The sequence below is a fragment of the Ekhidna lutea genome, from assembly GCF_900188325.1.
Taxonomy (GTDB): Bacteria; Bacteroidota; Bacteroidia; order Cytophagales; family Cyclobacteriaceae; genus Ekhidna; species Ekhidna lutea.
In genome coordinates this window covers 1-12,708 of record NZ_FZPD01000007.1, presented here as the reverse complement: position 1 = coordinate 12,708, position 12,708 = coordinate 1, and the positions used below count along the sequence as shown (strand labels likewise).

Sequence of the window (12,708 nt, the reverse complement as noted above, 5' to 3'; positions counted from 1 at the left end):
AACGAAAACAAGCGTTTATTATTCACCGCCCTCTTTAAGGGATTTTAACAAATCATTTCCTTTTTTAGGGCCACCTTCTATGTTCAACCTCTTCGGAGGTATGATTTGTTTGGGCTTTTCTTCTTCTGTTTGAAGCGTGATGTGGTCGCTAAGTAAATCTTCCAATTTTGGCCTCTCAGCTCCACGCCACTCAAAGCCACCTAATTTTTGGACACCATCTGTTAACTCATGAGGGGGGATAAATCTGGCTTCAGGTTTTACATAGAACGAAATGTTCTTCAACTCTTCATTTTGGAAGCGGATGGTCATGTCACTACATAAAATTCGGTTCATACCCAGGGTGATAATATTATTCGGATCATCTTCATCAAGCACATAATAGATGCTTTCACCATTTCCATTCACATCGATCCGCTTAATTTCCGATCGTTTAAAAGACGCCAGCATTGTACGCCCTTTTATCTGGTTGTAGTTCTGAAGGGTGTCCTCTGTGGCAAGAAATGCATTTTGAAGCAAAGACATGTTTTTGATTTCTTTTTCTGTAACCTCCATAGCTATGGTGTCTCCCTCAAGTTGATTTTTGAGATTCCAGAATATAGGATCTTTATAAAAGTACAGCATTGAGTCTTGAAGGAAATAGGCGGCTGAATCTGCTAATCCCTGAAGGTTTCTTTTCCATATTCTGACATTATGATATGCCAGGATTCGCTTCGCTGAATCATAGTCACTCTCGATGGAAACAAGGGTATCAGCAGCAAGGTATAGGGTGTCTTTTTCCAGAAATCTTCTCATCAGTGCATTACCGTACACTTTACTAATGCCATTGGCTTTATCAGCAAATCCTTTATCACCGGTGATAACTACATCATCTTCTTTGGAAGTGAGTTTTACATTTCCTTTGGCATCATAGTATTTCTTAAGGTCATCGAACAAAAGCTCGTCACCTTCCATATAGTAATCTTTAGTTTCGACTGTTCCATCAACGAATTCTGATTGTTCTATTTTGGTTCTAAAGGTTCCTCCTTTTGCATGAAGAATTGATTCATCTTCAGTGATTATTGTCGTTTTCCCTTCGGTAATGGCAATTTTCGGAACGGTATTGTATCTGAGGGTGTCTGATTTTAATACATAATCCGGTGCAGTGAGTACTACACCATCCCAGAAAAGTGCATATTTCTGAATGCCGTAGTAGTAGCCTGTCTCACTGGTAAGCACATTCACTGAATCTTTAAGCTTGCCACCATTGAAGTAATTACCTACTTCGGTATCCATGTTATAGTCAAGGAAATTTGTGGTAAGTCGCTGATCGCCTTTTACATAGACAACATTTTCCCGGAGTTTGGCGGTGCGATCCTGTCCATTATAAATTAATTTCCGAGAAGTAATGGTTACTGAATCGTCCACTATTCTCACCTTGCCAAAGGCCTCCATTATGTTATCCTTCACATAGTAATATGAGCTATCACAATACATGGTAGAGGTCTCCTGCGCGAAAACCACATTGCCAATTAACCTTCTGATCTTTTCGCCATCTTTACGAAATTCAAATAAATCATCAGCTTTGTATTTGATCCTATCCACCTTCTGAGCTAAGAGGCCAGAGGTACAGGACAGGGAAATTAAAACTAAAATGGTTTGGAGTAACTTCCACATGCGGCAAAATTAACTGATCGAGTTGTGCATTCTTTACAAAAACAGTTCCATGATTACATTCATTCCAATCATTTGATTGAGAAAGATGAAAAAGTACTCTTAGCGGTCAGTGGTGGACTCGATAGCATGGTTATGGCTAAGCTTTTCATGGATGAAGGAATTTCAGTTTCCCTCGCCCACTGCAATTTCGGTTTGAGAGGTGATGAATCCGATGCAGATGAAGCTTTTGTGATGAAATGGGCAGACGATCATCACATTAATTGCTTTGTAAAAGCCTTTGATCTTGGATCAGGATCTATCCAGCTTGAAGCAAGAAATGCCCGTTATCAATGGTTTAATGAACTTGCTGTTGAATATCAGCTAAATAAAATTGCTACCGCACACCATTTAAATGATTCTTTAGAGACTGTTATTCTGAACTTGAGTCGCGGAACAGGTATAAAGGGTGTTTCAGGTATTCCGATTAAAAATGAACGAATCATCAGGCCTTTGCTTTTCTCTTCAAAACAAGATTTACACAATTATGCTATGGATGTAGGGCTTGAGTGGAGGGAGGATTCCAGTAACAATAAGTCCGATTATGACAGGAATCTGATCCGACATGAAGTAATTCCAGAGTTAGAAAAATTAAATATTTCTCTGATCAGCACTTTTTCGAAAACAGCTGAACGTTTGAATTATGCAGATGATCTCATTCAACGAAGAGTTGATGAAATTAAGTCTAAGTTTCTTTTAGAAAAATCAGGAAGTTATGAGCTCAGGTTAGATTGGATCAGTGGTGAATCAGATGTTTTAATATTAGCCGAGATTGCTTCTGTTTTTGGTGCTAATTATGCCACTTCAAAGGAAATCTTTGAAGCTAGAGGAAAATCCGGAAAAAGCTTTCCGGTTGAGAACTGGCTCATTACGATGGATCGTGAATCTATTTTCATTGATAAAGATCATTCCCTACAACTAAAGAGTGTCAAAGTTAATAACACAGGTGAATATTTGATTGGAGACCTGTCATTTGAAATTAGCCGGGTTGAAAGTGATCAGGTTGTTTTTAACAATTCAGAGATAGCTTTTTTTGATGCCGAGAAGATCAGTTTCCCCTTGGTGATAAGGTCATGGAAGGAAGGAGACAAGTTTCAACCTTTAGGAATGACGGGGAAGAAAAGGATAAGTGATCTATTGATTGATGAGAAAGTGCCAATAACACGAAAAAATAAAGTGCTGGTTGTTGAGTCAGATAACCAGATCGCATGGGTTGTTGGGTACCGAATATCAGATCTGTATAAGATAACCGATCAGACCAATGCGTTTATTAAAATTCAGGTCAGCCCTCAAGAATATCCCTAAAGTCATGCAAAGCCGACGTGTTTCCAATTACTGTGATTATATCTCCTAAGAGCAAGTGAGTATCACCATGTGGTATAAATACCTCCCCGTTTCTTCTTTGGATAACGAGCGATCCTGATGGAGGGAAAGCTACTTCTTTCACTAGTTTTCGGTGGATATCTTTCCTTTTTATATGTATTTCTTCCACTCTATAAGTACCAAAGCTTTCTTGCAGGGTACCCACAGCATTAGGCCGTGTAACCATTTCTTCAATATGTCCAGCCAGTACTTCATCATGATCCACAATTTTCAGTTCACCTTGCGGGTCGATCAGGTCATGAGCAGCTGACTGTTTTCGAGTAATGATTTTTGTGTGTTTTAGTTCATTTTTTAAATGTCGTGTGAGTTCCAGATTAAGCACACGAGACTCTGTTAGCACGATGACTAAATCACTTCTTCTAATGTTAAGGGTGTTGAGAAAATCAGTGTCAAGTTTATCTGCATCTTCATGGTTGATGCCTTTGCGGTCAAACTCTGGAGCCATTTGTTTATTCTGAAGATAGGTGATGCATGACGAATCATGCATGTTTAATCTTTCTGCCAGGTGTAGACTGGCCTTACTACCCCCGAAAATATAGATACCATGGTGCTCTTCTTTTTCACTGCTCAGGAGTCTGTAAATCATCGGAGAGACTAAGCTGACAATGATAGCGGAAGCCACAATTCCTGCGTTATCTGCAGTTGAAATTACACCTAGGGATAGTCCGATTTGAGCTGTAGCAATGCATAATCCCATTCGAGCTGTATTGAGCATACCTCCAGCGATAGCCTTCTTAATGCCGAATATCCTGGTCATAATAAGAGAAGGAATAATCTGGATAATATAAAATCCGGCTACCAGGGTAAAAATTAAGGGAATGGATTCCTGAAAATTGCTAAGTGCCGAAAGATCCAAATTTACCCCCACCATGATAAAGAATATTGGAATGAAGAACCCATAGCTCATTCCATCTAGTTTAAACAGCAACGCAGAACGTTCTTTACTGACAAACATGCTAAGTAATGTTCCTGCAAAAAAGGCACCCATCACCAGTTCTGTGTTGATAAGGTGTGCGACGATTACAAAGAAAAGTAGCAATGCAACTGCGCCCCTTACTCGGATTTGACTGGCTGCATGTTCTAATGTATAGAGCAGCTTTTGAAAGGTACGGACTTTGAGCAAGCGTTTGCCCACTATGTATGTGACAACAAATACAACAAATATTACCGCAAACAGGAGCAATTCTACCTGAAAACCTTTGTTAAGAACCCCAGAATATATAGAGATCAAAATGATACTCATCACGGTAGCAATGGCACCTTCCATCAGCAATACCTGCCCAAATCTCCTTGTCAACTGGCCCTCAGACTTGAGGATAGGCACAGTGATGCTTACGGCAACTGTTGGGAGAAGCAGAGTGAAAAAGACGATATCTACACCTAGCATCTGATTCATTAGCCAGGCGGCCGGAATTGAAAGCAATAATGAGCCAAAATAGATGATGGTAGCCATTATTAGGGTGTTGCTGACCATATCGGATAGTCTTAATTTCCGAGGCAATGATGCGATAATCTTATTCACATCTATTTCTAATCCTGCCAGAAAGATAAGGAACAGGAAGCCGGTTTTGGACAGAAAGTCCATGTAAGGTGTTTCTGCCATCCAGTCCAACACATACGGGCCTATAACAACTCCTAAGATGATCTTTAGTATGACCGCATAAGATCCTGAAATCTGAAGCCACGAGAGTATAAGAGGTACAAGCCATGCGATGGCGATAATGATGAATAAAGGTGTGTAATTAATATCCATAGTTAGGTTTTACCAATAGCATCGAACCTCCAAAGTAGTTAGAAATAGTTGCTCCCCCCAATTGTGAGGGATTAAATGAATATTACTTTCACACGACCAAAGAAACGACCTTCTGACATTGATGCTATGAGTGTGCGAGTGTGTTGATTCTATGACACTGGAGGGCTTTCGTTATAGCATCTTGATTATGGTGTTTTTGCAACTAAAAGCCGGGCCAATTCTTCACCGTAATTAATAAACTTAATGGTTTCATCGGTTCGGGCCAGTTTAATTTTATCAAAAATGAGTAGCGCCTCGCCATTGCTTTCTAAATGATAAATTTGATGATTTTCGAAAAAGCGAATGATTTCATCTGTAAAAAATGACCGAATCTGAGATTCTCTTTTGCCCTTAAGCAGGAATTTTCTAGAAAAATCCGGGTACATCTCAAAATCAATATCCTTATAGCCTGTAAAGGCAATCACCCGATCAAATATTTTATCAAATACCCCTTCTTTTTCCATTGTGAAAATGGGTATTTTTTTATTCAACTTTATGACCATTAGCGTTGTATTAAACGTCTCAGCTGTAAAAGCCTGACCTTCATTGAATGTGACGTCCGCAATTTCCCAAGACACATTCAAATCGTTAAATGTTCCTTTGAGGCAATTGTATTTGCGTTCAATAGGCCTGATTTCAAAAAAGTGGAACTTCTTTAGATATAGCGTATTCCAATCAACATGACTCGTGAATTGATAATCTTTCTTGGTTGCTAAATTTCGTAATCGCTTTTGCCTTTGCGATAATTTAGCGGCTGAATCGGATAAACTGATTTTTAAAGCTCTGTTATACGTCGTTGATGAAACATGTGAATCCAATCCTGTTATAAAGACGCTACCACCTGTATTCCTTTGCATTTTTAAGAATTCCACCAGGTAGTCCATATAGGTCATGCCTACCAGTCTTGTTTCTGATAAATCAATATTGACATTAGCCCCGGGAGGAATTTGAGCTACTAGTTTGTCGACTTTCAGAATGCCTAAAAAATTTGCAATCCCTCTAATTTTTAAATCGAAACTGCCATCTGGTTGCTTTAGCAATTTTGTGCGCGAGTTATAAACCATTCTAAAAAATTGAGAAATGGACAGCCTTGCCAATAGCATGTGAATGACAAGTGCCAACAATAATCCACCGAGTAAACCAATTAATAAATTGGTATAGAGGGTTAGAATCATCGTCGCTATAAAGAATATTAGTTGCTCAGTTCCTTGATTATAGGCTTGTTTGAATACCGAAGGTGATGCCAATTTAAATCCTGTATAAACGAGTAGAATAGCAAAAGCACATAGCGGTACTTGTCTCATTATTGGGCTCAAAACCACAATAAAAAGCAGCAACAAAAGTCCCTGATACATATTCGACCACCTGGTCTTCGCACCATTATGGACATTAACCGTACTCCGAATAATCACTGCAATGATTGGCATACCACCAATCAAACCAGCTGCCATGGTACTCAATCCAATACCTGTTAAATCCTTATCCAAATCAGTCTTCCGTTTATAAGGATCGATTTTATCAACAGCTTTCGCTATAGTCAGGGATTCAATGCTTGTGATAATCAAAATGGAGAATACAGTTGTCCAAAAATCCAGTGTATCGATTTTACTGAAATTCGGGTGCATGATTGAATCCTTGATGGTATCGGGGATGTCCAACAATAGATGAGGACCTACCTCATATGCTTTTCCAAAGAATGAAAGGGTATGTTGGTCAAAGAAATTGAAGGCATAGGCAAATGGAATGGAGAGGGCTATGACCCACATGGGTGCAGGTAAAAAATGAAAAAACCGGAGGCTTATTTTGGAATGATACAATAGTAAAAGCAAGCCTGCCAAAGAAATGATCACGACAAACGGATTGGCTTGAGGTAAGTATACAACCGCATCGATGAGGTTTTGTATGATGCTCGAACTATCAGAATGTGTGCCAAGGGCAACATGGATCTGTTTCGCAAAAATGATAATTCCGATGGCTGCCAAAATGCCGTGAATCACGGAAGAATGGAAGATATCCGCTAATCGACCCAATTTCAATAATCCTAATAACACTTGAATTGCCCCGGAAACAACTACAGCTGCCAATACATAATTAAAGGCCTGACCTGTACCATCGTCCATCAATGTAATACCCAAAAGTATTACGCCAATGACTCCTTTGGCAGGTCCGTTGACTGATATATGGCCTCCCCGATAAAAGGTTGTGACCACCCCACCCACAACTGCTGAAAAGATACCAGCCATCGCAGGTGCCCCAGCTGCTAACGCAATACCTAATGAAAGTGGTAAAGCAATGAGTGCGACACTCACCGCCGCAATTAAATCACTTCGCCAATTTTCAATTAATCCCTGAATCCCCTCTTTGGGTCTAGTTTCCATTTATTTAACTATCCGACGGTTTATTAAAAATTAACCTAATCATCTAAAATAGTAAATATTCGGAATTATAATGAATGAGCAAGGAGAGCGGTTAAAGAAATCGAAATAATAAAATTCGTCTTCTATTCCTATAATAACCTATAATTAAGCTAAACCGAAAAGAATGGGTGAAACAAGGGAAAGTTTAGCTATCCCACTTTGGCAATTCCATGAAGAAGGTCGTGCCTTCACCTTCACTGCTTTCGAATCGGATGGCTCCACTCATTGCTTCAATGTATTTTTTGGAAATGGATAAGCCTAAGCCTGTAGATTCCATATCTCCATTTTTCAATGGCTTGAAGGTTTCAAACAAATATTTTTGATCTTCACTTGTTATACCCGGTCCATGGTCTTTTACAAAAATCTCAAGACTTTCTCCGTTCGAAGCTGCTGCACCAAGTTCAATGACAGATCCTTCCGGAGAATATTTCACTGCATTGTAAAGCACATTTTCAATGGCCTGAGTTAGATAAATTCGGTCTCCTTTGACGAAGGAGTTATCAGGAATATTTCCCAAATCGAAAGAAATACTCTTTTTACCTGCAGTTAGGCTTTGGGACTGTGCGTTATCCTCCAAAACCTCTCTTACGTTAAGCTTTTCCTGAACTACGTTAAGCTTTCTGCTTTCAATTGCCCCTGCATCCAAAATTTTATGTACCATCTCCCGATAGCCACTTGAGGATTTTTTCAGAACGCTCACCAGGTGATTGAAGTCTTCGGGTAATTTGTCCTTGTATTGTTCCAGAATTTGGGAAAGAGAAGTCAGGTCATTTATTGGTTTTTTTAGATCGTGAGCTACCATACTCATCATTAAATTCTTCTCTTTGTTTACAGCAGAGAGTTCTTCATTTTTAATGGAAAGGTTTTTCCCTTGCTTTTGAATCTCTTCTTTTTGCTTGGTAATTTGGTCGTTTTGCTTGCTAAGCAGCTTGTTTTTCTTCTGCTTTTGTCGGTATTGGAGGTACAGAATTACCAGGAAAAGGAAGGTTAAAGACGTAATAATGATTAGTCCATTACGAATCAATCGCTCGTTTTCTAACTGGGCTTCCTGCTCTCTTAAGGTTACTTCATTCAACTTTAGCTGAAGTCTTTGACGTTCGGTGATCTCGCGTGCCCTTTGTAACGAATCTTTTGCTACTTGCAGTTTTTGATTACTGCTCAGTAGGTCTCGGTCGGACTGTGCTTTTTGACTGGAAATCACTGCGACTTGACGCTCTGACTCTTCTTTCACTTTCTTTTCCTGCTCGTTTCTTAGGAATCTGTCTACAGTGGAATAAAGATCGAAGTACTCGATTGATTTTTCAGAATTACCAACAGACTGATAGCTTTCATAAAGTATGCCGTAGCATCGTTTTGTCAAATTAAGGTTTTCCATCTCTTTGGCGATATCCAAAGCTTCAAGAGCTAGATTGATTGCTTCCTGATTTTGTCCTAAGCTTTGACTTACAGAAGCAGCATTTATCAGCCCCGAAAGCACATGGTTCTTTTGATTCAGTTCTTTAGCGATGGCAATTCCGCTGTTAAAATCATTAAGTGCCTCCACGTATTGCTCATTATCAATGCGCAGAAGTCCAAGATTGTAGTAGGCACTTTTTACGCCATTTCTATTATTTACTTTCTCATTGTATTCAATGGATTTCTCAAAATAGGAGATGGCTTCAGCGTACTTTCTATTGTCCCAATAGATATATGCAACTTTCCCACAGATTCCTGCAGCATTATCGTATTTACCCTCGTCTTGTGCCACTTTCAGAGCTTGCTCATAATGTGTGAGCTGGCTCTGGGTTTCTTCACTTAACTCCTGAGTAAAACACAAATAGGCGGTGTGTAAGAAAGCTACACATACGAGTACAGCTTTTCTATAGTTCATACTTCAAATTTAAGTCATTCATTAATCAATGTAGAACATTATGTCTTTCTGATTTTCATTGCCAAGCTTGTCTACAACCAGTACCGTTATTTTGTATGGTGTATCTTTTTTGAAGTTTTCGATCAGGCTTTTGTAAGGAAGCACGGGACCATCATTTATCTGATAACTGATTTTATCAAGTCCTGCATAGCTGTCAGTCGATGATAAGAACAAAACGACATGTGGTGGATAGACCTTCATTTCTTTACCTTCTACCATTTTTGATTTATTCGAATCGATGCTGAATCGACTAAATACTTCAGGTCCACTATTATCTACAATGCATAAAATAGATTCAGTGCTGGAGTTGGATAGATTGTCATAGCCATTGTACGTTACAGCATGAAATCCCTCGTCTTCAATTTTAAATGGTTCGCTATATGTAGTAGCTGAGCCATTATCAATCTGATAGTCAATCTCTTTGAATCCGGAATCATTGTCTGTTCCCCTTAAAGAAATCGCCGTTTCTTTGGAGATATATACCGTGTCTTTTACAGTGAAAGAAGGCCCTGAAAGATTAAAATTCAGGGATGGTCCTGATAAATCAACGTAACTCAACAGGTTGTTTTTGTCAGAAAATTCCGTCGAGCGAACCCTATTGTTCACTTTATCCATAGCCAACACTTCAATATTAAGATTTCCTGATTGGGTAAGGTAAAATGGAGCTTCATATAGTTTAAACTCTCCACCATTGACTGAGTATCTAATTTCTTTAACACCAGCTTTATTATCCATGGCTACCAATTTCAGTTTCGTTCTACCGGAATAGTATTCTTTGCCGTTTGCAATGAATGTATTACCGATGATTTCATCGATAACCCGAGGTGCTGACTTATCTAAGTAGAAGCTATAAGTTTTCTTTTCCTCATTATTATCTACCATATCCACTGAGAAATAGGTAATGGTATGCTCACCTTCACTCAATCCGGCTAAAGATATTGGCGAACCATATTCAAATGTTCTTCCTTCATCTATGGTATAGAAAGTTTTGGAAACGTTAGAAATTTTATCATTTGCGTTTAGAGAAATGCTTGATCTGGATGAAACGATGTTTTCTGAAAGATCACCCTCAACCTCCATAGACGTAGTTGGTGCGCTATTATCAACCTGAATGGATAAACTTTTCTGTTCCTCTACATTCCCAACATTGTCCACTGCATAGTATGTAAATGAATAAGTTTTTTCATCCGTCAAAGAAATCGGAGAGGCATATTTTTGAAAAGGAGCATTGTCCAATGAGTAGTAAATAGATTCGATTCCGGAGGTTTCATCTTTTGATGACAAACTGATTGCACAAGCCTTTAAAATGACTTTGTTATCCAGTCTGGCAGGTTTATCCGAATCAAATGAAATACTTGAGGTTGGTGGTTTGCTATCGGCATAAAGTTCGAAGATTACCTCTTCTTTTGGGTAGATGGTTTTTTTGGTTTCCGGGTCTACTTTCCAAGGTGTACGTATTGTATTGTAACCCTCTGAATCCAGATACATGGGACTACTGTATTTAGGATCTTTTCCGTCAAGCACCTGTCCGCCTGATCCATCCGGGCTTGTGGATATACTTAGGTAAAGCGGAAGTTCCTTATTTACATAGACTTTCCCCTCTTCATTCTTGTATATTTTTTTATTATGATCAGGGATATTCTGCGCTGTAAGGTTGAAACAAAAGCATGCAATAATTGACAGACTAAGAATTTTTCTCATGGTTATTTTTGGTATAGTGACTAACTAGTTTCACTAATATATACCCTGAAATAGCCTTTAGAATTAATTATAAGACGGAGTGCATTATGCCATCGATCAATCAGCAAATACAACGGCTAAGCTTTGGTGGCTTCACTCAATCAGAATACTTGCTTCACCCTCCCGACTATCCCATCTTCCAGCATCACTTTTATCCCATGAGGGTGATTTGGTGATTTGGTTAAAATTCGTTTGACGATTCCTTCGGTCAGTTCGCCGGATCGTTGATGATGTTTCTGAACAACAGCTACTTCAGAACCAATTTGAATATCACTTCTTTTTGTCCCGTCCATTACGCTTTTAGTCTCATTTGGATCAACTTAAAAGAAGAAAAAACTACCCAAACAAAATTTACTGCTACGAATGGAAAGGCACCATTCATGTATGCATTGTAAAGTAGGAGGATGGAACCAAAGAGATTCAGTAAGAGGTAGGTATTAGATTCTGCATGAATCTTCTGAAAGATATTAAGTGCAAATCCGATGAGCAGGCAGCCGGCCCCCAGCCAGCCAATGAGTTCGAGTGTATCCATGGATAAAATAGTTGAAAAGCGAAAGTAGGAGCTTTTTACTACATAGTTTTACTCAACTTTAAAGTATTGTATTTCTTTTGTGCGGTTTGGTTACGCACTTCAACGTCTAAGTAAGCTTTGTCTGCATAGTTTTCTGATATCTCAAGAGTAGATGGTTCAGATACTCTTTTCAAGAAAACTAATTAATCCAATTGAGCTCAGTGATTGATAAGAAAGCTGCCAATGAGCTGAAACGATTGAGTAAAACAGCATTGGAAGGGCTGGCTCAATCGCTGAAGAAAGTAGAAGACAAAATGCTGGAGGTCATTGAGATCGACAAAGAAGTGCGGGCATTGTATGAGCTGATTACCTCGGTTAAGTGTGTAGGCAAAGTATTGGCTACAGACCTGATCGTTTATACGCATGGGTTTACCCGGATGCTGGACGGGAAGAAGCTGGCCTGCTATTGTGGCGTAGCTCCGTTTGAGTACAGTAGTGGAACAAGTATCAAAGGATCACCGGGAACATCGAGTTTTGCTAATAGGGTGTTGAAATATCACCTGCACATGGCAGCTATGAGTGCGATTAGACATTGTCCGGAATTGAAGGAATACTACAAGCGCAAACGAGAAGAAGGGAAAGGGAAGATGACCATCCTAAATGCTATTAGAAACAAACTATTACATCGGATTGTGGCGGTTGTGAAGCGTGGAACACCTTATGAGGATCGAGTTGGACAAAATAAAGTGCAAATGACTTGATTTTACCATAGATATCGCCCAACTAGCGGGCTGTGGCCATAAAAGTAATAAATAGCGGAGAAAGAGCGAACATGAACGGTGCGATTAACTTCCAGAAAGACACTGCGAAACACAAGAAACCCCAGCAGAAGGGCAGGGTAGAACGCAACAAAATTTGCCTGGCGGAAGGTGAGCGGTTAGCCCAATGAAATCTGCAAATGGCTCATGTGGCCATGCCTGCTAGTGTTTGTTACACACCGTTTACGCCACGTTTATTCTATTATTCAGCATCTTAACGTTGAAGTTCACCTTCGCTTCAAGAGCGTTGAATACTTTGAGAATCGTTTCGATAGTTACGTTCCCTGTGTTGTTCTCAAGTCTTGAAATCTGTGCCTTCTTAACTCCAATAAGTTCACCGAGTTGTTGCTGCGTTAGGTTACGCTGCTTCCTGGCTTGTTGGATCATGTCTCCAATCAGTTCCAATTTGAGTTCAACCTCATACTGTTCGCGTTCAGGAGTTCCGACCT

The 12,708-nt window shown here is 39.4% G+C and carries 10 protein-coding genes; 2 read left to right on the top strand and 8 right to left on the bottom strand.

The features are described 5' to 3' along the window. Window positions 1-18: 18 nt before the first annotated feature. Complete coding sequence (locus CHB71_RS17685) at window positions 19-1,653, bottom strand: OstA-like protein (RefSeq protein WP_089358297.1); 1,635 nt, start codon at window positions 1,651-1,653, stop codon at window positions 19-21. A 24-nt stretch (window positions 1,654-1,677) separates the two neighbouring features. On the opposite strand from CHB71_RS17685, the gene tilS reads away from it, so the two are divergent. Continuing rightward, on the top strand, window positions 1,678-2,994 hold the full coding sequence (tilS, locus tag CHB71_RS17680; protein ID WP_144017481.1) for a tRNA lysidine(34) synthetase TilS: 1,317 nt from the start codon (window positions 1,678-1,680) through the stop codon (window positions 2,992-2,994). Here tilS and CHB71_RS17675 read toward each other — a convergent pair. The 6 genes from CHB71_RS17675 to CHB71_RS17650 all read right to left on the bottom strand — a co-directional run bounded on the left by CHB71_RS17675 (window position 2,972) and on the right by CHB71_RS17650 (window position 11,462). Next, complete coding sequence (locus CHB71_RS17675) at window positions 2,972-4,825, bottom strand: cation:proton antiporter domain-containing protein (protein ID WP_089358295.1); 1,854 nt, start codon at window positions 4,823-4,825, stop codon at window positions 2,972-2,974. The two genes, tilS and CHB71_RS17675, sit on opposite strands and share 23 nt — an antisense overlap. Before the next feature lie 185 nt (window positions 4,826-5,010). After that, the gene (locus CHB71_RS17670) at window positions 5,011-7,242 is read right to left on the bottom strand and encodes a SulP family inorganic anion transporter (RefSeq protein WP_089358294.1); all 2,232 of its coding nucleotides are present in this window, start codon (window positions 7,240-7,242) and stop codon (window positions 5,011-5,013) included. Between the two features lie 184 nt (window positions 7,243-7,426). After that, window positions 7,427-9,151, bottom strand: coding sequence for a tetratricopeptide repeat-containing sensor histidine kinase (locus CHB71_RS17665; protein ID WP_089358293.1), 1,725 nt, complete (start codon window positions 9,149-9,151; stop codon window positions 7,427-7,429). A gap of 21 nt (window positions 9,152-9,172) precedes the next feature. Continuing rightward, window positions 9,173-10,891, bottom strand: coding sequence for an OmpL47-type beta-barrel domain-containing protein (locus tag CHB71_RS17660; RefSeq protein WP_089358292.1), 1,719 nt, complete (start codon window positions 10,889-10,891; stop codon window positions 9,173-9,175). Window positions 10,892-11,031: 140 nt separating this feature from the next. Further along, window positions 11,032-11,223 (bottom strand): YwbE family protein, encoded by a 192-nt coding sequence (locus tag CHB71_RS17655; protein ID WP_089358291.1) that lies wholly within the window; start codon window positions 11,221-11,223, stop codon window positions 11,032-11,034. Then, entirely contained in the window at window positions 11,223-11,462 is a 240-nt protein-coding gene (locus tag CHB71_RS17650) for a CBU_0592 family membrane protein (protein ID WP_089358290.1), read from the bottom strand. Before CHB71_RS17650 ends, CHB71_RS17655 begins: the two co-directional genes overlap by 1 nt. Window positions 11,463-11,662: 200 nt before the next feature. On the opposite strand from CHB71_RS17650, the gene CHB71_RS17645 reads away from it, so the two are divergent. Next, the gene (locus CHB71_RS17645; RefSeq protein ID WP_089358289.1) at window positions 11,663-12,202 is read left to right on the top strand and encodes a transposase; all 540 of its coding nucleotides are present in this window, start codon (window positions 11,663-11,665) and stop codon (window positions 12,200-12,202) included. Window positions 12,203-12,442: 240 nt separating this feature from the next. On the opposite strand, the gene CHB71_RS17640 is transcribed toward CHB71_RS17645, so the two are convergent. Beyond that, window positions 12,443-12,708, bottom strand: a 266-nt coding sequence (locus tag CHB71_RS17640; protein WP_144017480.1) for a helix-turn-helix domain-containing protein, incomplete at its 5' end; no start/stop codon positions are given.